The organism is Mesocryomonas lacus (genome assembly GCF_055730105.2).
The window spans coordinates 121407-146664 of record NZ_JBUZWF020000005.1 but is presented as its reverse complement, the minus strand read 5'-3'; the positions used below and the strand labels follow the sequence as shown (position 1 = coordinate 146664).

At 65.4% G+C, this 25258-nt stretch carries 23 protein-coding genes; 13 read left to right on the top strand and 10 right to left on the bottom strand.

Translation table 11 applies throughout. The annotated features are described in order from the left end of the window. Positions 1-33: 33 nt before the first annotated feature. Positions 34-945 carry a DMT family transporter gene (locus ACZLZQ_RS17825; RefSeq protein WP_472950512.1) on the top strand — a complete coding sequence of 304 codons (912 nt, stop codon included), beginning with the start codon at positions 34-36 and terminating at the stop codon, positions 943-945. Between the two features lie 180 nt (positions 946-1125). Here the strand turns inward: ACZLZQ_RS17825 and ACZLZQ_RS17820 are convergent, their stop codons facing one another. Continuing rightward, entirely contained in the window at positions 1126-1563 is a 438-nt protein-coding gene (locus ACZLZQ_RS17820; protein ID WP_472950511.1) for a hypothetical protein, read from the bottom strand. 269 nt (positions 1564-1832) lie between these two features. Between ACZLZQ_RS17820 and ACZLZQ_RS17815 the strand changes: the two genes are divergently transcribed. The 4 genes from ACZLZQ_RS17815 (at position 1833) to ACZLZQ_RS17800 (ending at position 4567) form a co-directional block, all read left to right on the top strand. Continuing rightward, on the top strand, positions 1833-2357 hold the full coding sequence (locus ACZLZQ_RS17815) for a GbsR/MarR family transcriptional regulator (protein WP_472950510.1): 525 nt from the start codon (positions 1833-1835) through the stop codon (positions 2355-2357). Positions 2358-2428: 71 nt separating this feature from the next. Then, entirely contained in the window at positions 2429-2854 is a 426-nt protein-coding gene (locus ACZLZQ_RS17810) for a hypothetical protein (protein WP_472950509.1), read from the top strand. Beyond that, positions 2851-4092: an SDR family oxidoreductase gene (locus ACZLZQ_RS17805; RefSeq protein WP_472950508.1), complete on the top strand. Its 1242-nt coding sequence runs from the start codon at positions 2851-2853 to the stop codon at positions 4090-4092. The genes ACZLZQ_RS17810 and ACZLZQ_RS17805 overlap by 4 nt, the downstream gene beginning before the upstream one ends. 4 nt (positions 4093-4096) lie before the next feature. After that, positions 4097-4567 carry a DUF2269 family protein gene (locus ACZLZQ_RS17800; RefSeq protein ID WP_472950507.1) on the top strand — a complete coding sequence of 157 codons (471 nt, stop codon included), beginning with the start codon at positions 4097-4099 and terminating at the stop codon, positions 4565-4567. A gap of 718 nt (positions 4568-5285) precedes the next feature. Here the strand turns inward: ACZLZQ_RS17800 and ACZLZQ_RS17795 are convergent. Beyond that, entirely contained in the window at positions 5286-6185 is a 900-nt protein-coding gene (locus tag ACZLZQ_RS17795) for a response regulator (RefSeq protein ID WP_472950506.1), read from the bottom strand. Further along, a complete protein-coding gene (locus ACZLZQ_RS17790) occupies positions 6175-9546 on the bottom strand; it encodes a hybrid sensor histidine kinase/response regulator (RefSeq protein WP_472950505.1) in 3372 nt (1123 codons plus the stop codon). The genes ACZLZQ_RS17795 and ACZLZQ_RS17790 overlap by 11 nt, the downstream gene beginning before the upstream one ends. A gap of 311 nt (positions 9547-9857) precedes the next feature. Here ACZLZQ_RS17790 and urtA point away from each other — a divergent pair, with 311 nt between their 5' ends. From urtA to ACZLZQ_RS17755, 7 genes are all read left to right on the top strand, one after another. Beyond that, positions 9858-11129: an urea ABC transporter substrate-binding protein gene (gene urtA / locus ACZLZQ_RS17785; protein WP_472950504.1), complete on the top strand. Its 1272-nt coding sequence runs from the start codon at positions 9858-9860 to the stop codon at positions 11127-11129. 85 nt (positions 11130-11214) lie between these two features. After that, positions 11215-12141: an urea ABC transporter permease subunit UrtB gene (gene urtB, locus ACZLZQ_RS17780; protein WP_472936322.1), complete on the top strand. Its 927-nt coding sequence runs from the start codon at positions 11215-11217 to the stop codon at positions 12139-12141. Positions 12142-12149: 8 nt separating this feature from the next. After that, positions 12150-13295, top strand: coding sequence for an urea ABC transporter permease subunit UrtC (urtC, locus tag ACZLZQ_RS17775; protein WP_472950676.1), 1146 nt, complete (start codon positions 12150-12152; stop codon positions 13293-13295). 11 nt (positions 13296-13306) lie between these two features. Then, the gene (gene urtD, locus ACZLZQ_RS17770) at positions 13307-14053 is read left to right on the top strand and encodes an urea ABC transporter ATP-binding protein UrtD (RefSeq protein WP_472950503.1); all 747 of its coding nucleotides are present in this window, start codon (positions 13307-13309) and stop codon (positions 14051-14053) included. A gap of 10 nt (positions 14054-14063) precedes the next feature. Continuing rightward, a complete protein-coding gene (gene urtE, locus ACZLZQ_RS17765) occupies positions 14064-14753 on the top strand; it encodes an urea ABC transporter ATP-binding subunit UrtE (protein ID WP_472950502.1) in 690 nt (229 codons plus the stop codon). A 57-nt stretch (positions 14754-14810) separates the two neighbouring features. Continuing rightward, on the top strand, positions 14811-16043 hold the full coding sequence (gene fmdA, locus ACZLZQ_RS17760; protein WP_472936319.1) for a formamidase: 1233 nt from the start codon (positions 14811-14813) through the stop codon (positions 16041-16043). 1 nt (position 16044) lies between these two features. Next, positions 16045-16374 (top strand): FmdB family zinc ribbon protein, encoded by a 330-nt coding sequence (locus ACZLZQ_RS17755; RefSeq protein ID WP_472950501.1) that lies wholly within the window; start codon positions 16045-16047, stop codon positions 16372-16374. Positions 16375-16458: 84 nt separating this feature from the next. Here the strand turns inward: ACZLZQ_RS17755 and ACZLZQ_RS17750 are convergent, their stop codons facing one another. From ACZLZQ_RS17750 to ACZLZQ_RS17720, 7 genes are all read right to left on the bottom strand, one after another. Next, on the bottom strand, positions 16459-17484 hold the full coding sequence (locus tag ACZLZQ_RS17750) for an ABC transporter ATP-binding protein (RefSeq protein WP_472950675.1): 1026 nt from the start codon (positions 17482-17484) through the stop codon (positions 16459-16461). After that, on the bottom strand, positions 17477-18481 hold the full coding sequence (locus ACZLZQ_RS17745; protein WP_472950500.1) for an ABC transporter ATP-binding protein: 1005 nt from the start codon (positions 18479-18481) through the stop codon (positions 17477-17479). Before ACZLZQ_RS17745 ends, ACZLZQ_RS17750 begins: the two co-directional genes overlap by 8 nt. Then, positions 18478-19350: an ABC transporter permease gene (locus ACZLZQ_RS17740; RefSeq protein ID WP_472936316.1), complete on the bottom strand. Its 873-nt coding sequence runs from the start codon at positions 19348-19350 to the stop codon at positions 18478-18480. The genes ACZLZQ_RS17745 and ACZLZQ_RS17740 overlap by 4 nt, the downstream gene beginning before the upstream one ends. Then, a complete protein-coding gene (locus ACZLZQ_RS17735; RefSeq protein WP_472950499.1) occupies positions 19347-20369 on the bottom strand; it encodes an ABC transporter permease in 1023 nt (340 codons plus the stop codon). Before ACZLZQ_RS17735 ends, ACZLZQ_RS17740 begins: the two co-directional genes overlap by 4 nt. Positions 20370-20466: 97 nt before the next feature. After that, the gene (locus tag ACZLZQ_RS17730; RefSeq protein WP_472950674.1) at positions 20467-22023 is read right to left on the bottom strand and encodes an ABC transporter substrate-binding protein; all 1557 of its coding nucleotides are present in this window, start codon (positions 22021-22023) and stop codon (positions 20467-20469) included. Between the two features lie 168 nt (positions 22024-22191). Then, positions 22192-22902 carry a GntR family transcriptional regulator gene (locus ACZLZQ_RS17725; RefSeq protein ID WP_472936314.1) on the bottom strand — a complete coding sequence of 237 codons (711 nt, stop codon included), beginning with the start codon at positions 22900-22902 and terminating at the stop codon, positions 22192-22194. Between the two features lie 94 nt (positions 22903-22996). Next, positions 22997-24232, bottom strand: coding sequence for an aminotransferase class III-fold pyridoxal phosphate-dependent enzyme (locus ACZLZQ_RS17720; RefSeq protein ID WP_472950498.1), 1236 nt, complete (start codon positions 24230-24232; stop codon positions 22997-22999). A 74-nt stretch (positions 24233-24306) separates the two neighbouring features. Between ACZLZQ_RS17720 and ACZLZQ_RS17715 the strand changes: the two genes are divergently transcribed. Then, entirely contained in the window at positions 24307-25251 is a 945-nt protein-coding gene (locus ACZLZQ_RS17715; protein ID WP_472950497.1) for a DMT family transporter, read from the top strand. Positions 25252-25258 lie beyond the last annotated feature (7 nt).

Sequence of the window (25258 nt, the reverse complement as noted above, 5' to 3'; positions counted from 1 at the left end):
GTTCGATGGCCCGCTCGTCGATCTGGGCAGCAAATGAGCGCAGCGCGCGAGGAGGTTCGCAACCCGATCAGCCGCGAGAACCTCGGCATCGTGCTGCGCATCGGGTCCACGCTGGCCTTCGCGGCGATGGGTGTCTGCATCAAGGCCCTTGGCGACGCCGTGCCGCTCGGTCAGGTTGTTTTCTTCCGATCGGCGGTGGCGCTGCTGCCTTTGGTCATATTTCTCACTTGGTCGGGCGACTTCCCGCGGGGTCTCGCGACGCGCCAGCCTTTCGGTCACGTCGCCCGTGCGCTTCTCGGTGCCTGCGCGATGTTCACCTCCTTCGCCACGATCCGCCTCCTGCCGTTCGCGGAAGCGACCTTGTTGTCCTACCTTGCCCCGGTGATGCTGACACTTCTCGGTTGGGCTCTGCTGGGCGAAGGCTTGAGCCGAGAGCGGATCGGCGGTGTCGCCCTGGGCCTCGGCGGCGGTGCTGCCTTCTGCCTCCCGGCGCTGTCCGGCACATTCTCCGAGGGGGCGCTTCTCGGCTTCGTTCTGGGCTTGGTGACGGCGTTCCTGACGGCGGGAGCGTTGATCCAGGTCCGTCGCCTGACGCTGGCGGGCGAGAAGGCGGGCGCGATCGCCTTCTGGTTCGCGGTCGTATCGGCCGCCGGCGGCCTGTTGACCCTTTCGGCGGGGTGGGTCGTTCCCAGCCCGCCCCAGGTCGCTCTGCTGGTCGGCGCCGGCGTTGCCGGCGGCTTCGCCCACATCATGATGACGCTTTCCTTCCGGCACGCCGAAGCGGGCGCTCTGGCGCCCTTCGAATATCTCTCAATCCTTTGGGCGGCAGGGGCGGGGGTCGTCTTCTTCGCCGAAGTTCCGGGCTGGGCCTTCCTGATGGCCTTGCCGCTGATCCTGGCTGGGTCCTACGTCGCTCTTCCGGGACGCAAGAAAAGCCGTGGCTGATCGCAACGGATGCAAGCTTCGGTCGTCAAAATCACAGCGCACCTCATGGACCCCGTGACCTCCCAAAACCATACAAAAGGACGCTTAAGGGGCTGCGTCGCGACCGTAGTCACAGGGCTGGCGAGGGTGGAAAGCGGATCATCTGCTTTCTGAATGGAGACGTCGGAAGCAGACGCTCTGTCACCATGAATACGACCAGAAATACAGGAGACCCCTTTCATACACAGCGCCACTGCCGCTGTCGGGTCCCCATTTTAACTGTGGCGGATAGCCCTCTTCGAAGGCAATGGTCTCGGTTTCAAACTGCGCAGGCCAGAAGGGCGCCTGACACGAAGTCTCTACCTGCGACGGGGCGACCGACACGCCGATTGAGGATCGGTCAAAGAACTTCGGCAGGAACTCGGTCACCTCCTCCGGGCTCAAGTCCACGCGCATGCACATTGAGAAGTCGGTGAAACCTCTGGGTCCGCGCCAGATGTCGACAGACTCGGTCTGGTAGCGTGGCGGCAGTTGGTCGAGCATAGGCTCTCGGTCGAGCCGCCATAACACGGTTGGTATCGCTACCGCAAAGCCGGCAATGAGAGCAACGGAGAAGAGGATCAGCCAACGGCGTTTCATATGTAGAGGTTATCTTCTCCCCGTTGCGAAACGGTTTCACCTATTGGGCCAGATAATCGACCTGCCAGCAATGTCCGCTCGTGGGGCCCGACCTTGTTAGGCCTCGAAGACAGCGATGGGTCGCTAGCGGAACAGCAACTTTCCGGTGCCTTTGTTTGAAACTTGTTGTGCAACACGTGATCGGCCCCGTGAACGCTCCACCGCATCGAACCGCTTGACAGCACGCTCGGTTTCGGTAATTTCTGTCTCAACAGAAATGAGAGACCGTAATGCTCCTCACACCAACTATGGAAAAGTTCGTCCTGCACTGGGGCGAGATGGGGTCTCGGTGGGGCGTGAACCGGTCCGTGGCCCAGATCCATGCGCTCTTGTACCTGTCGGCGTCTCCCCTGCCGGCGGACGAGATCGCCGACGCCCTGGCCATTGCACGGTCCAATGTGTCGAACAGTCTGAAGGAATTGCAGACCTACCAGCTCGTCGAAGTGGTTCATCTGCGCGGGGATCGCCGCGATCATTTCAAGGCTGAGATCGACCCCTGGGAGATCATGCTGAGGATCGCGGAAGAGCGCAAACGGCGGGAGATCGATCCCGCGCTGACGATGCTGCGCGATTGCATCGACGAGTTGGATCGGGGCGGCGCCAGCGATCCGGTCACGCGCGAGCGTCTAGAGAGCATGGCGACGTTCCTGGACGACCTGTCCGGCTGGTACGACCAAGTGCGCCGACTTCCGCGCTCTACCTTGTACCGCATCGTGAAACTCGGCAGCAGCATCGCTGCCTTCATCCGGCGATAAGGCCAAAAAGAAGGTCGCTCTTCGCCCTGATTTTTCTCTTCTTACAGAATTAACCGAAGAAAGGAAAACCCATGCATTTCGACGCCGTCCTTTTCCTGGTCGCTCTTTTCATCTCCTGCGCCAGTGCGGGGTTGGTCGTGTCAATTCTCTACCGCCCGCTCCTCCGGGTGATCGTCGATCTCTGCGGCACCGAGGAGCGAGCCCGTTTCTGGACGACCTATACGAGCATCATCCTCATGCTCTCGCCGGTCCTCGCCGTCAGCTTCACCATGACCACCAGTGACAACGGCCGTTACGATCCGCTGTTTCTCCAGAACTGCGTCTTCTGGTCCGCCGCGGCCCTGATGGCGGCGCTTATGGTGTTCGGCTTCGCCCTCTGGAAGCCCTCGAGCCGGCTCTTCGACCTCCAGCAGGATGAACGCGCGCGCTCGATCCGGCAGGCCGCAACCCGGCAGGATGTGGTCCCCCAGGACGCGAGCACAGGGCCTGTCTCATGAAGATCGGGCTCATCGGAGCGACCGGCTTCATCGGTCGCCATGTCGCACGAGAGCTTCAGGCGCGAGGTCATAGCGTTCGTGCCTTCGGCCGCCGTCGCGAGGAGCTCGACCGCCTCGGATTCCCCGGGTCGGTGACGATCCGGCCTGGAGCCTTCGACTGGTCGGCGCATCTCGGCGGCCTCGACGCCGTCGTCATCGCCACCGGCGCACTCGGCGGCGCGGACATGATCGAGGCTCATCAGGAGCTGCCGCGCCAAGTCGCTGAGGCCGCGGCCGGCGCCGGAATCCGGCACCTCGTCCTCGTCTCCGCCATCGGCGCGAGCCTCGATGCCCCGACGGCCTTCCTGCGCACGAAGGCCGAGGGCGAGCGGGCCGTACTCGGTCAAGAGAAGCCGGGCTGGACGGTCCTGCGTCCCTCGCTCGTCTATGGTCCGGGCGGATCCAGCATGGATTTTCTCGCCGCCCTCGCCGCCTTCCCGATCCGGCCTCGCATCACCAGCGGCCCGATCCGGCCGATCCTGGTGGACGATCTTGCGGCGGCGATCGCCGATATCCTGGAAAGCGAAGAGACGCTGCCGGCGACCGTCGACGCGGTCGGGCCGGGCCCGATCGTCCTCGACGATTATGTCGATGCGCTTGGGCGCTGGCTGGGCGTCACGCCTCGGCTCGTTTTCAGGCTGCCGATGTCCTTCATCGTGCGAGCCGCGTCCTTCCTGCGCCTGCCGCTCGTCAACGAGGACATGGCAGCAATGCTCGCGAGCGGCGCGGACGGCGATCCGGAGACCCTGTCGCGCCTGACGCGGACCCGGCCGTCCGACCTCGCGCAAGGCCTTGCCCGCCACCCGGCAACCCCTTCGGAACGGAGGATGGCGGCGCTGGCTCCCTGGCTGGAAGGCCTCTGGCTGTCGCTCGGCCTGTTCTGGATCGCATCGGGCCTGACGGCGCTCGCGAACATGGAGAGCGGCCGCGTTCTCCTCGCAGAGGCGAGCATCGGCGGCTGGCTGGCCTCAGCCATCGTGCTCGGCGGCGGGCTGTTCGACGTCGCGCTGGGGCTCCTGACGCTCGTCCGCCGCTATCGCCGAACGGCCGCGACCGCAGAGGTGCTGACCGTCCTCCTCTACACGGCGCTCGCGACCCTAATCGTGCCATCCGCCTGGGCCGATCCGCTCGGCCAGCTCATGAAGAACATCCCCATCGTCATGGCGACCTTCCTCCTCATTCAGCTTCCGAAGCGGTGACATCATGGACGGCTATCTCTGGATCAAATACGCCCACATCGTCGGCGCGACCGTCATCTTCGGAACCGGCATCGGTACCGCATTCCAGATGGTCATGGCCCATCGGAGCGGCGAGGTCGGCGGCATCGCGCTCGTTGCGCGCAATGTCGTCAAAGCCGACTGGCTGTTCACGACCCCCGCCGTCATCCTCCAACCGCTCACCGGCGCGACGATGGCGATCACTATGGGCTACAGCTTCTGGGACCGGTGGCTCTGGGTCTCGATCCTCCTCTATGCCCTCGCGGGCGTCTGCTGGCTTCCCGTCGTCTGGATCCAACTGCGCATGCGCGATCTGGCCGTCGAGGCTGCAAGGGCCGGCGAGCCGTTGCCGCCGGCCTACCACCGGCTCTTCCGCTGGTGGTTCGCGCTGGGATGGCCGGCCTTCGGCGCCGTCCTCGTGATCTTTCACCTGATGATCGAGAAGCCCTTCGGCTGAGTGCGACGGTCGCGCCTCAGCGCTGATACATCGTCCCCGGATACGTTCGCGGCATCTCACGTCTGCAGCCCAGAAGCGGACAGACCGCTTTCGGCCCGAGGGCGCTTCACCATCGACTGCTGGTTCGGGTCGTGAGCAGAACGGTAGCTATCCGGGACCTTGCTCCGAAAGCTGCCTGTCCGTCCCCTGGAGAACGAATAGAAAAGCTAAAAGTTAGCATAGCCACCCGCCCCGGAAATGATTTCCGGCGCCGCTACGGCGGTTTCCCGAATGGCTGATCCCGGTGCGAACCCTCAAAAATGGCCGTCCAAGCTACGAGCACGAGGTCACTTCCGATCTCGGTCTGTGGCTCAGCAAGGGACTCTCACGGCGGGAGTCATTTCCGCATCTCATCGACTTCACTCGCCACGAATTCGGCCTGCACGTCTCGCCATCTGAACGACTATGGGCCCCGTGTATCGGGTGGTGTATCGTGCCGTGTATCGTGCCGTGTATCGTAATCCGAACGCGTCCGGTCTCGAAGCGCCGGAATATATGGGTTTTGGCGTAACTGGCGGAGTGTCCCCCTCCGCCACAAGTTGTTTCGGGGGTGGCGGGCAACGCCGGCACGGGCTCGCTTACCACTGCTGCGTTCAATACCTGGCGTGCGATCTCGCGTGCCGAGACCTCACCGAAAAGCGCCGGCACCGCATTGCCAAGGGGCCGCCGCCGAAAATTGCTAACGCTCGGCCAGACGGCTCGTCGCAAGGGATGAGGCTGCGGTGCGATTTTCGACGCCGAGCTTGCGAAAGATAGTTTCAAGATGTTTGTCGACCGTCCGCGGGCGGAGTGAAAGAATATCGGCGATGTCGCGGTTGGACTTGCCGCGCGCTAGCCAGAGCAAGACCTCGGCTTCTCTTGCGGTGACGGCAAAACATTCCTGCAGGGTCGCAGTGTCTGTGTCGTCGTCCTTCGCCCGCGACAGGCGCAGCAGGAATTCGTCCGAGTCGATCTGCCCGAGCAGCGCGAAGATCAGCTGCGGATTGTCCGGATGATGGGCGCCCCGGCCGTCGCGAAGGCGATCAAGCTCGGCCTTGAGTGTGGGCGGCGCAAGCTCGTCGTCAGGCTTCTCGCCGAGCATAAGCCTTTGCGCCTGCGGCGTCATCCAGAGCACGGAGCCCCTGCGGTTGACCGCCAGCAGGAAACGGCCGGAGGTGTCGAGTGCCAACCGCGCCGACCGCGTCATGCGGGCGTTCTCCTGGTGCACGCGCATGCGCACCAGCATCTGCTCGATGACGATCGGCTTGGTGACATAGTCGACGCCGCCGACTGCGAAGGCGTGGACGATGTGCTCGGTTTCGCTGAGTCCGGTCATGAAGATCACCGGCACATGGGCCAGCGATTCGTCCTGCTTCAGCCGCCGACAGGTCTCGAAACCGTCCATGCCCGGCATCACGGCATCGAGCAGGATGACGTCGGGCGTGATGCGCCGGGCGATGGCGATGGCCTTGTCGCCGTCGAGCGCGACGAGAACGGTCAGCCCACTTTCCTCGAGCGCCGTGGTCAGCAGTTCGATCGTCTCCGGCGAATCGTCGATGACCAGCGCGATCTTGCGGGCTTCCCCCGCCTCAGACCTCATCGCCGAACCCCTCGATAAAGCCGAGGCAGGCGTCGAGATCGAAGCGGTCCACGCGGGCGCGGACACGGCCGACGAAACGCTGGGTTCGAGGCTGACGCCCCGCAATGTCGTCGAGCTTGGCATGGATTCCCCTGACGAAACCGATTTGAAGAAGCGAGACGAGGTCGCGGAGATCGGCCGGGTCGGGAATTTCGAACGGCTCGAGCTCGACCTCGCCGAGCGTTGCCGCACCAAACACCGCGTCCTCGTGAATCCAGACGAGGCCGAGCAGGCGGCGCACGCTTTCGAGCAGCAGCGGCACAGCCAGCGGCTTGCCGATCCAATCGTCGCAGAGCCGCATGTCGGGCGAGGCCGGGCGGGCGTCGGCCGAGAGCATGGCGATCGGGGCGGCGACGCCGTCCCCGCGCAACCGGGCCGCGAGTTCCCAGCCGTTCATGCCGGGCATGGTAATGTCGACGATGAGGAGGTCGGGCTCGGCCAGCGGCACCAGCTTCAGGCATGCGGCGCCGCCCTCGACGGTCAGCACGGTGAAGCCGAGCGGCGAGAGAATTTCCTCTAGCAGTTGCCGGTGTGCCGGCTCGTCGTCGACGGCGAGGATCGTCATGCGCCGGCCGCCATAGCCGACGATGCGCTGCTGCGGCAGGGCGATCGGCGCCGTGCTGATCGAGGAGAGAAACAGCCGCACGGTGAAGGTGCTGCCCCGGCCCGGCAAGCTCGACACGCGGATGTCGCCGCCGAGGATTTCGGTCAGCAGCTTGGTGATGGTCAGGCCGAGTCCGGTGCCGGGGACATTGCGGGCGCTTTCGTGGAGGCGCTCGAAAGGCTCGAAGATGCGCTCGAGATCCGCCGCAGGCATGCCGCAGCCGGTATCGGCGATGCTGAATTCTGCGATCTGGCTGCGGTAGCGCACGCGCAGTGTTACCGTGCCGGACTCTGTGAACTTGATGGCGTTCGACAGGAGGTTGATCAGGATCTGCCGCACGCGCTTCTCGTCGCCGCGGACAAAATCCGGCAGCGCGCCGTCGACGTCGAACTGGAAGCCGATGCCGGCACCCTGTGCCTGCAGGCGGAACATCTCGACGATCTGCGTCAGCAGCGGACCGACCGCGATCTGGTCGCGATAGACCTGCAGCTTGCCAGCTTCGATCCGCGAGATATCAAGCAGCCCGTCGATCAGGCCGGCGAGATGCTCGCCGCTGCGCCGGATCACCTTGACGCCGTCGCGCCGCTTCTTCGGGATGCTGGCGTCCTGTTCAAGGATCTGGGCAAAGCCGAGGATCGAGTTCAGCGGCGTGCGCAGCTCGTGGCTCATGCCGACGACGAAGCGCGTCTTGGCCAGGCTGTGCGCTTCGGCCTTCTCCTTCGCCCGCTGCAGCTCGGCATCCGTGCGCTGGTGAGCATCGATCTCCTGGGTCAGGAGCTGTGTCTGGCGGCTCGACTCCTCCTGTGCGACGCGGCGGCTGGCATGCGCCAGCACGAACAGCCAGGAGGCGACGCCGGCGACGATCACGAAAACAGCAAAGATCTGCAAAAGAATCGCCGTCACCGTCGAAGCGTCGTGCGGGTTGTCGAGCGTCGCCTGGAAGCCGATCAGCAGCAAGATGCCGCCGGTGATCGTCAGCATGGTCAGGAAGATTGCGAGGTAGTGGCCGCGTGGTGAATCGGCGAAAGCAGCCAGCCGCGTCGAGACGTTGCGGCGGAGGGCGCCGACGATCTGCTCGCGGATCCGGCTGTCGGTCTTGCAGATGTCATGGCAGCGGGCGTCGAGCGAGCAGCAAAGTGAGCAGATAGGGCCGCCATAGGCGGGGCAGGACGCCATGTCCTCGGCCTCGAAATGGTGCTCGCAGATGCAGCAGGCGATGGTCGGCAAGCCCGCCCAGTCCTCGCGCGGCTTGCGGGCGATGTAGTAGCGGCCGTGCGTGGCCAGGGCGATCAACGGCGATACGACGAAGGCGGTGATCAGCGCGGCGAAGGCCGAGAGCGCGCTCGCCGTCTGACCGAACAGCCCGGCATGGGCCAGGCAGGCGACGGCTATGCCGGCGGCCATCGCGCCGAAGCCAACAGGGTTGATGTCGTAGAGATGCGCCCGCTTGAATTCGATGTGCTTTGGCGAGAGGCCGAGCGGCTTGTTGATCACGAGGTCGGCGACGAGCGCAGCCACCCAGGACACCGCGAGGATGGCGTAGAGGCCGAGGATTTCCTCCAGCGCACGTAGAATTCCCATCTCCATCAGCAACAGCGCGATCGCGACGTTGAACACCAGCCAGACCACGCGGCCGGGATGGCTGTGGGTCAGCCGCGAGAAGAAGTTCGACCAGGCGATCGAGCCGGCATAGGCATTGGTGACGTTGATCTTCATCTGCGCCACCACGACGAAGATGCCGGTCGCCGCGATCACCAGCGCCGGCTGCGAGAAGACGTAGCCAAAGGCGACGCGGTACATCTCGGTCGGGTGCTGGGCCTCTGCCGCGGGGATGCCGACGCTGACGGCGAGGACGGCCAGCAGCGAGCCGGCGAAGATCTTCGCCGCCCCGATCAGCACCCAGCCCGGTCCGCCGGCGATCAGTGCCGCCCACCAGGAGATGCGCGTCGCGGCCGTGCGCCTCGGCATGAAGCGCAGGAAGTCGACCTGCTCGCCGATCTGGGCGGTGAGGGCGAAGAGGATCGCCGTCGCATGGCCGAACAGGATGAGGTCGAAGCTGCCGTCGGCCGCGCCGCGGCTGCCGGGATAGCTCGTCCACTGCGCGATCGGCATCGCGCCCTGCCAGGCCAGGAAGATGAAGGGCGCGATGTTGAGGATCAGCCAGGCCGGCTGGGTCCAGGCCTGGAAGCGGCTGATCAGGGAGATGCCGTGGGTGACGATCGGGATCACCGCGACGGCACAGACGACGTAGCCGGCCCAGAGCGGGAGCCCGAGCATCATCTCCAGCGCCATCGCCATGATCGCCGCCTCGATGGCGAAGAAGATGAAGGTGAAGCAGGCGTAGATCAGCGACGTCACCGTCGAGCCGAGATAGCCGAAGCCGGCGCCGCGGGTGAGGAGATCGATGTCGACGCCGTATTTGGCGGCATAGAAGCTGATCGGCAGCCCGGCGGCGAAGATCAGGACGGCGACGACGAGGATGGCGATCGCCGCATTGCCGAAGCCGAAATGCAGCGTCAGCGTCCCGCCGATCGCCTCCAGCGCCAGGAAGGAGATGCCGCCGCAGGCCGTCATCGCCAGCTGCCAGGGCGACCAGCGCCGCCCGCGCTTGGCGGTGAAGCGCAGCGCGTAATCCTCGAGGGTCTCGTTGGCGACCCATTGGTTATAGCTTCGGCGGACCCGAAGAATACGCTGTGGCGCTGTCGAGAACTCCGTCATCGGCATGCAACGGCAAGACGTGCCCACACAGGCGTGCGCCCGTTCAGGTGATCGGCCCTAATTGACCCGTTGGCAGACGGTTGTTGCAGCGCAACTAACTTTCTTCGTGGTTGTCCTGGCAAAGCAAACGGCATCCTTCCTCCAGACATGTGTATCCAGCGGTCGGTAGGGGCCGAAGGTCTGCATCTTCGTTGTTGGGCAAGAAATCGGAATACGTAATTCAACGTATGTTGCGATGCGAGATTGCGGCGGATGATCCACGACGTCAACCGATCGCCGCTTCCCGACCGATCACTCAACAGGGGTATGCCATGAAAGACCCGACGACGATTTCAGCTGGGCTGCGTTCGCCTTTGCGGCGACGGCTGCTGCTCGGCTCGGCCGGCCTTGCATTGGCCGCCATGCTGCCGGGCGCGGCATGGGCGCAGGCCAAGCCGACCGCCGAGGTCAACACGACCAAGCTCGCGGTGACCGACGACACCGTCACCGTCGGCATCCTGCATTCGGTGACCGGCACGATGGCGATCAGCGAGACCGGATCGGTCCAAGCCGAGAAGCTCGCCATCGACCAGATCAACGCCATGGGCGGCGTGCTCGGCCGCAAGATCCAGGTGATCCAGGAGGACGGCGCCTCCGACTGGCCGACCTTCGCCGAAAAGGCGAAGAAGCTCCTGGTCGAGGACAAGGTCGCCTCTGTGTTCGGCTGCTGGACCTCGGCCTCGCGCAAGGCGGTGCTGCCGGTGTTCGAGCAGTATGACGGCATGCTCTACTATCCGACCTTCTACGAAGGTCTCGAGGAGAGCCCGAACGTCATCTACACCGGGCAGGAAGCGACGCAGCAGATCCTCGCCGGCCTCGACTGGGTGACCCGCGAGAAGGGCGCCAAGAGCTTCTACCTCCTCGGCTCCGATTACATCTGGCCGCGCACCTCCAACAAGATCGCCCGCAAGCACATCGAAGACCATCTCGGCATGAAGGTCGTCGGCGAGGACTACTATCCGCTCGGCCACACCCAGTTCAATTCGGTGATCAACAAGATCAAGCTGAAGAAGCCTGACGTCATCTACGCCATCGTCGTCGGCGGCTCGAACGTCGCCTTCTACAAGCAGCTGAAGGCCGCCGGCATCGACATGACCAAGGAAAAGCCCTTGGTCCTCACGATCTCCGTCACCGAGGACGAGATCCGCGGTATCGGCGGCGAGAACATCGTCGGCGCCTATGCCGCGATGAAGTATTTCCAGAGCCTCGACAACCCCAACAACAAGGCCTTTGTCGAGGCCTTCAAGGCGAAATGGGGCAGCGACATCGTCATCGGCGACGTGACCCAGGCCGCCTATCTCGGCCCTTGGCTCTGGAAGGCCGCGGTCGAGAAGGCCGGCAGCTTCGACATCGCCAAGATCCGCGAAGCCTCGCCGGGGATCGAGCTGACCACGGCGCCGGAAGGCTACGTCAAGATCCACCCGAACCACCACCTCTGGTCGAAGACCCGCATCGGCCACGCCAAGGCCGATGGCCAGTACGAGCTGGTCTACGAGACGCCCGACCTGATGGAGCCCGACCCGTTCCCGGAGGGCTACCAGTAAAGCCGGATAGGCAGCCCGGTTCCGCCCCTGCGGGACCGGGCAGTTCGGGCCCGAAGCGGCCGCATCCTTCCTTCAGGAGCAGTGCATGTTCGCAGAATACAGCTGGAGCGAGCTCAGTTCGATCTTCATCATGCAGGGCTTTGCGGGTCTCGTGCTGTTCTCGGTGCTGGTCCTGATGGCGCTCGGGCTCGCCATCATCTTCGGGCAGATGGGCGTGATCAACATGGCGCACGGGGAGTTCATGATCCTCGGCGCTTATGTCACCTATCTCTGTTCCAGCTTCTTCCAGGCCTTCGCGCCCGCCTTGATGGGGATCTCCTTCTTCATCGCCATGGCGCTCGCCTTCCTCGCCAGCGGGGCGCTCGGCATGGTGGTCGAGCACTGGCTGATCCGCTTCCTCTACAAGCGCCCGCTCGACACGCTGCTGGCGACCTGGGGGCTGTCGCTGATCCTGCAGCAGGCCTTCCGCAGCATTTTTGGCGCACGCGAGGTCGGCGTCACGCTCCCGGACTGGATGATGGGCTCGATGCAGCTCAGCGAGACGGTGGAGGTGCCGATCAACGGCCTCATCGTCATGGCGATCACGCTCCTCATCACCTTCCTCGTCTATCTCGTGATGTTCCGATCGCGCTGGGGCTCGCAGGTCCGCGCGGTCATGCAGAACCGGGTGATGGCGGGCGCCGTCGGCATCGATACCGAGAAGGTCGACCGCGTCACCTTCGGCCTCGGCTGCGGCATTGCGGGCGTCGCCGGCAGCGCCTTCACCATGATCGGCTCGACCGGGCCGAGCGCCGGGCAGCTCTACATCGTCGACACCTTCCTCGTCGTCGTCTTCGGCGGCGCGGCGAGCCTCCTCGGCACCGTCGCCTCGGCCTTCACCATCTCCCAGGCGCAGTCGACGCTCGAATTCTTCCTCTCCGGCTCGATGGCCAAGGTGCTGACGCTCCTCACCGTCGTCGGGATCATCATGCTCCGGCCGCAAGGCCTCTTCGTCCTCAAGGTGCGCCGATGAAAACCGCGATGCGACGCTTCCTGCCCGGCGGAAACCGGACCGAGATCACCTTCTTCCTGCTCCTCGCTGCCGTCCTCCTGCTGCTGATCCCGGGTCTCACCGACGTGTTCCGGCTGAACCTCTTCGGCAAGTACCTGACCTATGCCTTCGTCGCCGTCGGCCTGGTGCTGTGCTGGGGCAGCGCCGGCATTCTCAGCCTCGGCCAGGGCATCTTCTTCGGCCTCGGCGGCTACTGCATGGCGATGTTCCTGAAGCTCGAGGCCTCGACGCCCGAGGCCACCGCCATCCAGTCGACCCCCGGCATTCCCGACTTCATGGACTGGAACCAGGTCACCGAGCTGCCCTTCTTCTGGCAGCCGTTCCACTCCTTCGGCCTGACGCTCGCGGCCGTCGTGCTGGTGCCCGCCGTTCTCGCCTTCATCATCGGCTTTGCCATGTTCACGCGGCGGGTCGGCGGCGTCTACTTCGCCATCATCACCCAGGCGATCGCCGCGATCCTCACGATCCTGATCATCGGCCAGCAGGGCTATACCGGCGGCGTCAACGGCATCACCGACCTGCGCACGCTGCTCGGCTGGGACATCCGCACCGACGAGGCCAAGTTCGCGCTCTACTTCGTCAACGCCCTCCTTCTGCTCGGGGCCATTGCGCTGGCCATGGTCGTGCGGGCCTCCAAGCTCGGCCGCATCCTCGTCGCCCTGCGCGACAAGGAGGACCGGGTGCGCTTCTCCGGCTACGACGTCGCCGGCTTCAAGATCTTCGTGTTCTGCTTCGCCGCGGCGCTCGCCGGCGTCGGCGGCGCGATGTTCACGCTGCAGGTCGGCTTCATGTCGCCGACGCTGATCGGCATCGTGCCTTCGATCGAGATGGTGATCTACTGCGCCGTCGGCGGCCGGCTGTCGCTGATCGGCGCGGTCTACGGCACGCTCCTCGTCAACTGGGCGAAGAGCTCGTTTTCCGAGAGCTTCCCCGAGCTCTGGCTGTTCGCCATGGGCGCGCTGTTCATCGCCGTGGTGCTGGCTTTCCCCAGCGGTCTCGCCGGTCTCTACACCACCCATGTCGAGCCGCGGCTGAAGCGCCTGCTGGGCCGCCGCGCAGCTGCCCCGACGGCTGGCCGCGAGGCCGTCGCGCCCGCCGGCACCCCCGCAGAATAGGAGACGGGCCGATGCCGACCGAGAACGATTTTCTGCTGGCGGTGGAGAGCCTCACCGTCTCCTTCGACGGCTTCAAGGCGGTCGACGATCTGTCCTTCTACGTCGACGAGAATGAGATCCGGGTGATCATCGGGCCGAACGGCGCCGGCAAGACCACGGCGCTCGATCTCATCTGCGGCAAGACCCGCGCCACCAGCGGTTCCATCCGCTTCCAGGGCAAGGAGCTGACGGCGATGAAGGAGCACCAGATCGTCCATGCCGGCGTCGGCCGGAAGTTCCAGAACCCGTCGATCTACGACGACCTCACCGTCTTCGAGAACCTTGAGATCTCCTATCCCCGCGGCCGTTCGGTGCTGGGCGCGCTGACCTTCAAGCGCGACGCCGCCGTGCGCGACCGGGTGGAGGAGATCGCCGAGACCATCTTCCTTTCCGACCACCTGCAACGGCGTGCCGAATTCCTCAGCCACGGCCAGAAGCAGTGGCTGGAGATCGGCATGCTGCTGATCCAGGACCCCGAACTCCTGATGCTCGACGAGCCGGTCGCCGGCATGAGCGTGTCGGAACGGGTGAAGACGGCCGAACTCCTGCACCGGATCATCGCCGACCGATCGGTGATCGTCATCGAACACGACATGAAGTTCGTCGAGGACATCGCCCACCGCGTCACCGTGATGCACCAGGGCCGGGTGATCTCCGAGGGGACCATGGCGCACGTCAAGGCCGACCCGAAGGTCGTCGACGTCTATCTCGGACATTGAGGCGAACGCGATGCTCCACGTATCCAACCTGCATGCCGCCTACGGCTCGAGCGAGGTCCTGCACGGGCTGAACTTTGCCGTCGCGCCGAACGAGATCGTCGCCATCATGGGCCGCAACGGCATGGGCAAGACGACGCTGATGAAGTCGCTGATCGGCATTGTGCCGGCGACCGGCGGCAGCATCAAAGTCGGTGGCACCGACGTCACCCGCGCCAAGAGCCACGAGCGGGTGAAGAGCGGCATCGGCTACGTGCCGCAGGGCCGGATGATCTTCTCGGCGATGACGGTGCGCGAGAACATCGAGACCGGCCTCACCGTCACCGGCGAACGCGACGTGCCGGACGATATCTACGAACTGTTCCCAGTGCTGCTCGACATGCGCAAGCGCCGCGGCGGCAACCTGTCCGGCGGCCAGCAGCAGCAGCTCGCCATCGCCCGCGCGCTCGCCGCCCGGCCGAAGGTGCTGCTGCTCGACGAGCCGACCGAAGGCATCCAGCCCTCGATCATCCGCGAGATCGCCCGCACCTTGAAGAAGATCCGCGACGAGAAGGGCCTGTCGATCGTCGTCTCCGAACAGGTGCTCTCCTTCGCGCTGGAGATCGCCGACCGGGTGCTCGTCCTCGAGAATGGCGAACTCGTCCACGACGAGCCGATCGCCAAGGTCGACGAGGCCCGCATCGCCCGTTTCCTGTCGGTCTGACCCCGGCAGTCGCTTCCCCCAAACCCCATCAGGACCATCAGCAGCAGGAGCCGCGCCATGACCGACACCCTCATCAAGGTCGATCTCGACACCTCGCCCTATGACAACGAGATGATCCACAACCGCTGGCACCCGGATATCCCGATGGCCGTCTGGGTGGAGCCCGGCGACGACTTCAAGGTCGAGGCCTATGACTGGACCGGCGGCCAGATCAAGAACGACGATTCCGCCGCCGACGTGCGCGACGTCGACCTGAAGCAGGTGCACTTCCTGTCCGGCCCGATCGGCGTCCGGGGCGCCGAGGCGGGCGACCTCCTCGTCGTCGACATCCTCGACATCGGCACCTTCGACAACAGCCTCTGGGGCTTCAACGGCTTCTTCTCCAAGCAGAATGGCGGCGGCTTCCTTACCGAGCACTATCCCGAGGCGCAGAAGTCGATCTGGGATTTCGAGGGCATGTTCACCAAGTCGCGGCATGTGCCGGGCGTGCGCTATGCCGGCCTGATCCATCCCGGCCTGATCGGCTGCCTGCCCGACCAGAAGATGCTGGATACCTGGAACAGCCGCGAGAAGGCGCTGTTCGACACCGATCCGGACCGCGTGCCGATCCTGGCGGCGCTGCCGGACGGCGGCCCGAGCGCCCACATGGGCAAGCTGAAGGGCGAGGCGCGCGACAAGGCGGCGGCCGAGGGCGCGCGCACCGTGCCGCCGCGCGAGCATGGCGGCAATTGCGACATCAAGGACCTGTCGCGCGGCTCGAAGATCTACTTCCCGGTCTATGTCGACGGTGCCGGCCTCTCGATGGGCGACCTGCACTTCAGCCAGGGCGATGGCGAGATCACCTTCTGCGGCGCCATCGAAATGGCCGGCTGGCTGCACATCAAGGTGACGCTGATCAAGGACGGCATGGCGAAATACGCCATCAAGAACCCTATCTTCCGGCCGTCGCCGATCGTGCCGCGCTATGACGACTTCCTGATCTTCGAGGGCATTTCCGTCGACGAGGCCGGCACCCAGCACTACCTCGACGTCCAGGTCGCCTATCGCCAGGCTTGCCTCAACGCCATCGCCTACCTCAAAAACTTCGGCTATTCCGGCGCGCAGGCCTATTCGATCCTCGGCACCGCGCCGGTGCAGGGCCACATCTCCGGCGTCGTCGACGTTCCCAACGCCTGCGCCACGCTCTGGCTGCCGACCGACATTTTCGAGTTCGACATCATGCCGGGCGCCGACGGCCCGAAGAAGTTCCTCGATGGCTCGGTGCAGATGCCGCTGGCACCGGATCTCTGAGATGCCGTTCTACGACTATTCCTGCCGGGACTGCGGCAGCTTCACCCGCCTCCGCCCGATGGCGGCGGCGGCCGAGCCCTCCGAATGCCCCGGCTGCGGCGCCGAGGCGCGCCGCGTCATCCTGACCGCCCCCGGCATCGCCAACATGGACGCCGGCCGCCGCAGTGCGCAGGCGACCAACGAGCGCAGCGCGAACGCACCGAAGCTTGCCTCGAAAGGCCATGGCGCCGGCTGCGGCTGTTGCGGCCCGAAGCCCAAAGGCCTCATCCCCGCCGCTGCCAATGCGGCGAAGGGCTTTCCCGGAAAACGGCCGTGGATGATCAGCCACTGATGCGACAGTGATGCACTCACGAGAACTTTAACGTCCACGGGGCGAGCAGACGCCAACGTGGACGATCGTCTGGCCCGTTACAGCTCAAAGCGATGCGATGAGCGGGAAATGGCAGGCAACACTATGGCCGGACGACAGTTCGGCGAGCGGCGGCTCTGTTGCCGCGCAGAGCGCTTGCGCTCTGGGACAGCGGGTTCGGAAGCGGCATCCGGAAGGCGGGCTGGCGGGACTCGGCACGTCGCCCTCGAGGACGATCCGCGTGCGCTGGCGCTCGCGCACGGGATCGCCGAGCGGAGCCGCCGAGAGCAGCGCTGCCGTGTAGGGATGCAACGGCCGGGCGTAGAGATCGTCGCGTCGCGCCGTCTCGACGATCTTGCCGAGATACATTACCGCCACCCGGGTCGAAATGTGCCGGACGACCGAGAGGTTGTGGGCGATGAAGAGGTAGGAGAGGCCGAGCTCCTCCTGCAGGTCTTTCAACAGGTTGAGGACGCCGGCCTGGATCGAGACGTCGAGGGCCGAGACCGGCTCGTCGAGGATGATCACGTCGGGCCCGAGCACCAGCGCCCGGGCAATGCCGATGCGCTGCCGCTGGCCGCCGGAAAAGGCAAAGGGGTAGCGGTCGTAGTGCTCCGGCAAGAGGCCGACGCGCCGCATCGCCTCGGTGACGCGGCTCTTCTTGTCGTCGACGCTCAGGGTCAGGCCGCGCAAGGACTCGCCGATGATCTCGCCGGCGGTCATGCGCGGGTGCAGCGAGGCGTAGGGGTTCTGGAAGACGATTTGCAGCCGGCGGCGGTGCGGCCGCATCTCGGCCGGCGAAAGCTTTACGAGGTCCGTGCCGCCGAACAGGATCTCGCCGGCGGTCGGCGCGACGAGGCGGATGACGCTGCGCGCGAGCGTCGACTTGCCGCAACCGGATTCGCCGACGAGGCCGAGCGTCTCGCCGCGGTGGAGGTCGAAGGAGACGTCCGAAACGGCCTGCACAGCGCCGACCTGTCGCTCGATGATCAGCCCCTTGCGGATCGGGAACTCGACCGTGAGGTTGCGCACCGAGAGAACCGGTTCGATTGCAGCTGGCGTTGTTGTGGTCGTCTTGCGTGGATCAGCCAACACGGGCGGCCTCCGTCAGCGGCAGGTCGAACTCGCCGGCGCGATGGCAGGCGGCCATGCTGGGGCCGAACCAGTGGAAGTTTGGCTCCTCTTGCGCACAAAGCGGAAGAGAAACGGGGCATCGCGGATGAAAGGCACAGCCACTCGGCCGGTCGGCTGGCGAGGGTGGCGTGCCGTTGATCGCCACGAGACGCTCCGGCGTGTCGTCCGACGAAGGCATCGCCCGCAACAGGCCGCTTGTATAGGGATGCCGCGCATGGGCGAAGACGTCGAGCACCGGGCCGCGCTCGACGATCTTGCCGGAGTATAGAATGGTCACCCGGTCCGCGAGGCCGGCGACAAGGCCAAGATCGTGGGTGATCAGCACCAGGCCGAGATTGCGCTCGCGCCTCAGCTTATCGAGCAGCTCGACGATCTGCGCCTGGATGGTGACGTCGAGCGCGGTCGTCGGCTCATCGGCGATCAATAGTTCCGGATCATTGGCGATGGCCATGGCGATCACCACGCGCTGGCGCATGCCGCCGGAGAATTCGTGCGGATACTGGTCGATGCGCTGTTCGGGCGAGGCGATCGCCACCTGGCCGAGCAGATCGATCGCGCGGAGCCGTGCCGCGCGCCGCGACAGTTGCGGCTCGTGGATGCGAATGCCCTCGATCAGCTGCGCGCCGACGGTCATTACCGGATCGAGTGCCGTCATCGGGTCCTGGAAGATCATGCCGATCCGCTTGCCGCGGATCTTTCGAAGCTCCCGCTCGGGGCGGCCGAGCAGTTCCTCACCATCCAGTCGCACCGAGCCGCTGACGGCGGCGCTCTTCGGCAGCAGGCCGAGCACTGCCAGCATGGACAGGCTCTTGCCCGAGCCGGACTCGCCGACGAGGCCGAGGATTTCGCCGCGGTCGACCTCGAGGTCGACATTGCCGACCGCCAGCACGTCGCGGTCGCGCTGGCGCAGCGAGATCTGCAGGCCGCGGACGCTGAGAAGCTGTGGCGGGCTCATGACTGCATGGTCCGGGGATCGAGGAGGTCGCGAATCCCATCACCGATGAACGAGAAGGCAAGCGACAGCGACAGGATGGCAAGGCCCGGCCCGGTGGCGATCCACCAGCTGTAGAAGCTCGCCGCGCCCTCGGAGATCATCTGCCCCCATTCCGGCGTCGGCGGTTTGGCGCCGAGGCCAATGAAGCTGAGACCGGCGATCAAGAGGATCACCTGGCCGACGTCGATCGTCGCGTTGACGAGGATCGGGCTCCAGCACAGCGGCACGATGTGCTTCAAGAGGACGCGCCGCGAGGAGACGCCGGTGGCGACGGCCGCCTCGACATGATCGAGCGAGCGCACGGTGATCACCTGCGCCCGCATCAGCCGCGCATAGACCGGCCACCAGACAATCACCATCGCGAGCCCGGCATTGACGAGACCGGGCCCGAGCGAGGCGGCGATCGCCATGGCCAGCAGCATCGGCGGGAAGGACAGGGTGATGTCGGCCAGCCGCATGATCGCCCCATCGACAACGCCGCCGACAAAGCCGGCGATCGCGCCCAGCGCACAGCCGATGGCCACCGCGATGGTGAGCACCGAGAGGGCGATCGGCAGCGAGAAACGGGCGCCGTAGAGCGTGCGGACCAGCACGTCACGGCCGAGCGAATCCGTGCCGAGCCAGTGCTGCCAGCTCGGCATCTGCAACCGCTTGCCGGCCAGCGTCACGGGATTATAGGGGGACCAGAGGTCGATCGTCACGGCGACGATGATCCAGGCGGCGACGACGATCAGGCCGACAAGCACCGGTCCGCTGATCCAGCGCGGCAGGAAACGGCGGCGGCGGACCGGTGCCGCGGCGATGACGGGGAGGGCGGGCAGCACGGTCATCGCCCACCTCCCACGCGGACGCGGGGATCCGCTGCGGCATAGGCGACGTCGGTGACGAGATTGGCGATGAGGAAGGACAGGCCACCGACGATGGTGACGCCGACGATCGCCGGATGATCGAGCGAGCGCGCGGCATCCACAGCATAGGAGCCTATGCCGGGCCAGGCGAAGATCGTCTCGGTCAGCACCGCGCCGGTGATGAGATAGGCGAAGGTGAAGCCGAGGATGGTCAGTGTTGGGATCAGCGCGTTGCGCAGGCCGTGGTTCAGGAGCACCCGCCATTCGCTGGCGCCCTTGGCGCGCGCGGCGAGGACAAAATCTTGGGCCATCACGTCAAGCATGGCGGCGCGCACCAGGCGGGCGACGATGCCGGTCACCGTCCAGCCAAGCACCAGCGCCGGCAGGATGAGATGCGACAGCACCTCGCGGAATTTCGCAAAATCAGCGGCGATCAGCGTATCGATCGTGAAGAAGCCGGTGACGAATTCCGGCGCGGCGGTGCGGGTATCGAGCCGGCCGGGGCCGGGCAGCAGGCCGAGCTTCACCGAGAAGACGAAGAGCACCAGGAGGCCGAGCCAGAACATCGGCACGGACGAGCCCATCAGCGCGAACACCCGGATCAGGGAATCGACCATGGTGTCGCGGTATTTGGCGGCGAGCACGCCGAGGCCGATGCCGGAGACGGCGCCGACGATCACCGCGGCGATGACGAGCTCGAGCGTTGCCGGCAGGCGCTGGGCGAGGTCGCTCGCCACCGGCTGCTTGGTGCGGAAGGACGTGCCCATGTCGCCGCGCGCAAGGTTGCCGACATAGATGGCGTAGCGCTCGGGCAAGGTGCGATCGAGGCCCCACTTCGCCTTGGCGGCGGCGACGATGGTCGGATTGTTCATCTGCCGCTCGCCGATGATCGAGGCCAGCGGATCACCCTTGGTGAACTGCGACAGCAGGAAGGCCACGGTGATGATGCCGAAGACGAGCAGCGGCATCATCAAAAGGCGGCGCAGGATGGTTCTCGACATTCTGTTTCCCGCCCAGGGCCCGGCGGTCGCCGCGGACCCTTCATTGTGTCGGTTATCTGCCGAATGATCCGGCGATGGACTCCCGTGCCGGCCGCGACTATTCGCGGCTCAACTGGTCGAGCGCGAGGTTGCAGCAGGCGCTGTAGCGAACGCCCTTGACGCCCTTGCGCGAGGCCAGCACCAGGTCGGGACTGACCAGCGGAAGGATGATCTTCTCGTTGATCATCTCCAGCGCGATCGCTTTGTAGGCTGCATCCATCGCGTCGCCCGAGGCCGCCATCGCCTGCTTGAACAGCTCGGCTTCCTTCGGGTTGGCGACGCCGTCGACCTTGCCTGCGCCGGCGCGCTTCGCCCAGGCATTGCCCTCGATCATCGAGAAATACTGCACGTACTGGGCCGAGCCGAAATAGTCCGGGGCATAGTAGACGGCGGTCATCGGGATTCCGTCGCCGGCGACCTCCTCGCGCCAGACGGCGAAGGTGGTGGGCGTCAGGTTGATCGTCACGCCGATGCGGGCGAGATCCTGCTGCACCTTCTGCATCATCAGCGAGATGTCGACGCCATAGGCGTTGACTGCCGGATAGTGCGCCTCGATGGTGAAGCCGTCGGGCACGCCGGCTTCCGCCAGCAGGGCCTTCGCCTTGTCGAGGTCCTCCTTCGGCATCGGCAGGTCGCTGGTGCCGGGAAAACCGTTGGGGATGGCGACCGGCTGCAGCTTGCCCTTGCCGCCGACGGTGAAGTCGATCATCGCGTCATAGTCGATGGCCAGCGCGATCGCCTCGCGTATCGGCTTGGTCAGCGGGGTGGTGTTGCCCTTGGCGCCGGGGCTGAGCGCGACATAGAGGAAGTTGAAGGACGGCACGGTGTCGAGCACCACGTCGGGATTGCTGAGCGAGGCGGCGGTGTCCGGGTCGATCTGCATGGCGATGTCGGCGGCGCCCGATTCCAGCATCTGCGCCTGTGCCACGGCGTCGGCCGTCTGCTTCATGATCACCTCGGCGATCGCCGGCTTCTTGCCCCAGTAGTTCGGGTTGGCGGCAAAGCGCAGCTCGGCGTCGGCGGTGTAGGATTCCAGTGTGTACGGTCCGCTGCCGGCGGAATTGGCGAAGAACCACGCATCCGACGTGTCGGCCGTCGCGGCATCGTCAGCGGCGCTGGCGCCGTTGGCCTCGGCCAGCTTCTTGTTGACGATGCCGGCATAGGACGCCGCGAGGATGCCGAGGAATTCCGAATTCGGCTCCTTCGTCTTGAACACCACGGTCTTTTCGTCGGGTGTCTCGATCGCGGTGACCGAGTCCATCAGGAAAGAGGGGTCGCCCTTAATGTTCTTCAGCCGCATCATCGAGAAGGCAACGTCGGCCGACGTCACCGGCGAGCCGTCGGCGAAGACGGCGGCGGGCGCCAGGTTGAAGGTGAATTCGGTCTGGTCGGCATTGGCCTTCCAGCTGGTGGCGAGCTTCGGGACGAGCGTCTTGTTGTCGTCGCCAAGCGTCACCAGCGTCTCGTAGACCGCCGAGAGGTAGATCTGGCAGGTGTCGCAGAAGCCGCGGGCCGGATCGAGCGAGTTGACGTCCATGTTGCGGGCGACGACCAGCGCCTCGTCGGCGGCCCGTGCGGTGGACAGTGGCGCAGCCAGAAGGGAGGCGCCCAGCATGATGCTGGCAATGCGGGACTTGATCGAGCTTCGGGTCGTCATCGCGGCACACTCCGTTGGGCTGATACAGGATATATCAAACGGCTGAACACGAGGATGTCAACTCGGTTTCTGCTGCTTAAATGCGTCGCCGCGCTTTTGCATATTTTTCATGCAAAAGCCGGCGTCTCACTCGCCCGTCGGCGTAAGCTTTCCATCCTTGGTCAGCGCTTCGAGCCGGCTGAGGAAGCCGCGTCCTCCTTCGAGCATGTCCTCACGGATGGATGCGGAAAGGTCAGCCCGATCCTGCCGCCGCAAAGCGTCGAGAATGTTTTCGTGCTGGTGCCGGCCGGCATAGCGGGGATGTCCGTGCGGATAGAGATGGTTGAGCATTGGCCCGAGGCGCAGCCACAGCCGCTCCAGCACCTCGATCAGATGCGGCAGCTGTGAGTGGCGGTACAGGCCGATGTGGAAGGCGTAGTTGGCCGTGATCGCCTCCCGCCAGGCGCCGGTCTGTTCGGCCTCGATCAGCTGGCGGTGGATCGTGGCGAGCCGCTCGATCTCGGATGCGGTGATGTGCGCCAGCGCCCGCTCGCCGGCCATCGGTTCCAAGAGCAGACGGATGTCGCGGTTTTCGAGATATTCCGGCAGCGTCAAGCCGCGCACGCGGATGTAATGCCGTGCCTTCAACTCCAGTGCCCCGTCGCGGACCAGCTGGAACACGGCCTCGCGCACCGGCGTCTCGCTGGTGCCGAGGCTGGCCGCGAGTTCGCGGATGCGCAGCCGTTGATGCGGCAGCAGCTGACCGCTCATCAGTTGATCGCGCAGCTGATGGAAGATTTGATCGCTGAGGCTGGCATTGCCCACCGGCTCGAAAGCGATCATTTCCGCATGCGACATTTCATTCCTCCAAACGACGCCCGCGCAAAGCCGATGCGCGAAGGCGGCTTCCGGCGGTGCTCTCGGCCCTCACGCATGGCTGAGCGGACCGCTGTTAGGCGAATTCGCGAGCGATCACAGCGAAGGCTTCGTCCGTCGCCTGTAGCGCCTCGTCGATATCGGAATCGGTATGGGCGAGGTTGAGGAACATGTTGTGCTTGTAGTGGAGGTATACGCCGCGGGCCAGCGTCTCCTGGGTGAAGCGGGCGCCCTTGGTATAGTCGACGTCGCCGTCGAACAGGATCAGCGGCATCTGCGGGGGGCCGCTGTTGACCAGCGCCAAGCCATGCCGGGCGGCCTGCGCGGCGATCCCGTCGCGGAACTTCTGGCCGACGCGGCGCATCTCCTCCGGCGCGTTTTCGCGCTCCAGCACGGTGAGCGTCGCGACCGCTGCCGCCATCGCCGCGCCGCCGCACCAGAACGAGCCGGTGACGAAGATCTGCGAAGCGGCCGCGCGGTACTTGTCGTTGCCGGTGACGGCGGCGAGCGGATAGCCGTTGGCGATCGCCTTGCTCCAGGAGCAGAGGTCCGGCTCGACGCCATACTGGCTCCAGCTGCCGCTCATCGAGAGGCGGAAGCCGCAGCGTACCTCGTCGAGGATCAGCGCGGCATCAGCGGCGTCGCAAAGCTCGCGCACCTTGGCGGCGAACGCGGGCGTCGGCAGTTCCTGCTCGATGCCGAAATCATGCTTGAAGGGTGAGACGACGATCGCCGCAAGATCGCCGGAGGCCTTTTTCGCCGCGGCTTCCAGGCTCTCGATATCGTTGAACACATAGGTTTCGATATGGGCGCGGTCCTCGGCGGTGACACCGATGAGCGACGGCGAACACCACGGAACCGCGCCGTGATAGGCGCCCTTGGCGACCAGCACCTTGCGGCGCTGTGTGCGGGCGCGGGCGAGCGTCACGCAGGTGGTGGTGGCGTCGGTGCCGTTCTTCTGGAACATCGCCCAGTCGGCATGCGGCAGGAGCGCCACGAACCGCTCGGCAAGTTCGACCAAATGCGGCGTCGGGCCGTTCAGGCAGTCGCCCATCGCCAGCTGTCTCTGCACGGCTTCCTCGACCTCTGAATGGCGATGGCCGAGGATGTTCGGCCCCCAACTGCACATGAAGTCGAGATAGCTGCGGCCATCGACATCGGTCACGCGGCAACCCTCGCCGGCGACGAAGTACTGCGGATAGCCGTCCGGAAGCCCCTTGACGTTGAGGTGGCCGTACATGCCGCCGGGGATGACGGCCTCGGCGCGTCGGCGCAGCTGGGAATCCTTCGTCTCGCGAACATTGATCGTCATGGTGCCGTCCGGTGCTAGAGGTCGCCGAAAATATGATATATCATAAGCCGCAGCGCAATCTCTTTATGGGCCCCATGCCGACTTCCGATTTCGCCCGTCTTGTCGGGATCTGCTTCATCTGGGCCGTCAATGTCGTCATCGGGCGCATCGTCATCGCCGACCTCGGCACGCCACCGCTGCTCTACGCCCTGTTGCGTTTCGTGCTGGTGGCCGTGCTCCTGCATCGCTACCTCCGCCCGATCCCGAGACCCTTTGGCCGGATGGTGGCAGTCGGCCTGTTGATGGGGGCGGGTCATTTCGGGCTGCTCTTCCTCGGCCTCCAGCACGCCTCGCCGTCGACGGCGGCGATCGTCGTGCAGTTCGGCATTCCGTGCACCGCGATCCTGTCGGTGCTGGTGCTGGGCGAACGGATGCCAGCGCAGCGCGTGCTGGGCGTCACCGTCGCCTTCATCGGCGTGGTGACGGTGATGTGGACGCCGGGCGAGGTGACGCCCTCGCTCGGCGCGAGTTTTGTGCTCGCCGCCGCCTTGGCGCTTTCACTCGGCTCGATCCTGATGAAACAGATGCCACGAATCGCGCCCTTGCGGCTGCAGGCCTGGGTCAGCCTCATCTCGATCGCACCCCTGGCGCTCCTGTCGGCGGCGACCGAACCGGCGCCGCTCGGCCATCTCGCGGCCGGCGGCCGGCCGCTGGTCGCGGCCGTGGTGTTCTCGGCGGTGATCGTCACCATCATCGCCCATACCGCCTATTACCGGCTGCTGCAGAACTACGACGCCAGCGTGATTGCGCCGCTCACCTTAATGATGCCGGTGATGACGGTGGCGCTCGGCGTCGCCGTTACCGGCGACCATGTCGACATGAAGATGGCGGTCGGATCGGTCCTTGCCCTCGGCGGCGTCGCGTTGATCCTGTTGCCGCGCTGGTGCCGGACCGCGCCGGCCGGACGGGCGGAAATCCACCCTTGCCGGGTCTCGCTTGCTGCCCCAGCAAACCCCAACGGAAAGCCGGACATAGGCTAGCCGCGGG

Bases quoted from the DNA above. Each gene is read 5' to 3' on its own strand.
- ACZLZQ_RS17725 (WP_472936314.1), bottom strand. From the start codon at position 22,902: ATGTCGCATGCGGAAATGATCGCTTTCGAGCCGGTGGGCAATGCCAGC.
- ACZLZQ_RS17730 (WP_472950674.1), bottom strand. From the start codon at position 22,023: ATGCTGGGCGCCTCCCTTCTGGCTGCGCCACTGTCCACCGCACGGGCC.
- urtB (WP_472936322.1), top strand. From the start codon at position 11,215: ATGTTCGCAGAATACAGCTGGAGCGAGCTCAGTTCGATCTTCATCATG.
- ACZLZQ_RS17715 (WP_472950497.1), top strand. From the start codon at position 24,307: ATGCCGACTTCCGATTTCGCCCGTCTTGTCGGGATCTGCTTCATCTGG.
- ACZLZQ_RS17755 (WP_472950501.1), top strand. From the start codon at position 16,045: ATGCCGTTCTACGACTATTCCTGCCGGGACTGCGGCAGCTTCACCCGC.
- ACZLZQ_RS17735 (WP_472950499.1), bottom strand. From the start codon at position 20,369: ATGTCGAGAACCATCCTGCGCCGCCTTTTGATGATGCCGCTGCTCGTC.
- urtC (WP_472950676.1), top strand. From the start codon at position 12,150: ATGCGACGCTTCCTGCCCGGCGGAAACCGGACCGAGATCACCTTCTTC.
- ACZLZQ_RS17815 (WP_472950510.1), top strand. From the start codon at position 1,833: ATGCTCCTCACACCAACTATGGAAAAGTTCGTCCTGCACTGGGGCGAG.
- fmdA (WP_472936319.1), top strand. From the start codon at position 14,811: ATGACCGACACCCTCATCAAGGTCGATCTCGACACCTCGCCCTATGAC.
- ACZLZQ_RS17810 (WP_472950509.1), top strand. From the start codon at position 2,429: ATGCATTTCGACGCCGTCCTTTTCCTGGTCGCTCTTTTCATCTCCTGC.
- ACZLZQ_RS17790 (WP_472950505.1), bottom strand. From the start codon at position 9,546: ATGACGGAGTTCTCGACAGCGCCACAGCGTATTCTTCGGGTCCGCCGA.
- urtE (WP_472950502.1), top strand. From the start codon at position 14,064: ATGCTCCACGTATCCAACCTGCATGCCGCCTACGGCTCGAGCGAGGTC.
- ACZLZQ_RS17805 (WP_472950508.1), top strand. From the start codon at position 2,851: ATGAAGATCGGGCTCATCGGAGCGACCGGCTTCATCGGTCGCCATGTC.
- urtD (WP_472950503.1), top strand. From the start codon at position 13,307: ATGCCGACCGAGAACGATTTTCTGCTGGCGGTGGAGAGCCTCACCGTC.
- ACZLZQ_RS17800 (WP_472950507.1), top strand. From the start codon at position 4,097: ATGGACGGCTATCTCTGGATCAAATACGCCCACATCGTCGGCGCGACC.
- ACZLZQ_RS17740 (WP_472936316.1), bottom strand. From the start codon at position 19,350: ATGACCGTGCTGCCCGCCCTCCCCGTCATCGCCGCGGCACCGGTCCGC.
- ACZLZQ_RS17720 (WP_472950498.1), bottom strand. From the start codon at position 24,232: ATGACGATCAATGTTCGCGAGACGAAGGATTCCCAGCTGCGCCGACGC.
- ACZLZQ_RS17825 (WP_472950512.1), top strand. From the start codon at position 34: ATGAGCGCAGCGCGCGAGGAGGTTCGCAACCCGATCAGCCGCGAGAAC.
- ACZLZQ_RS17795 (WP_472950506.1), bottom strand. From the start codon at position 6,185: ATGAGGTCTGAGGCGGGGGAAGCCCGCAAGATCGCGCTGGTCATCGAC.
- ACZLZQ_RS17820 (WP_472950511.1), bottom strand. From the start codon at position 1,563: ATGAAACGCCGTTGGCTGATCCTCTTCTCCGTTGCTCTCATTGCCGGC.
- ACZLZQ_RS17745 (WP_472950500.1), bottom strand. From the start codon at position 18,481: ATGAGCCCGCCACAGCTTCTCAGCGTCCGCGGCCTGCAGATCTCGCTG.
- urtA (WP_472950504.1), top strand. From the start codon at position 9,858: ATGAAAGACCCGACGACGATTTCAGCTGGGCTGCGTTCGCCTTTGCGG.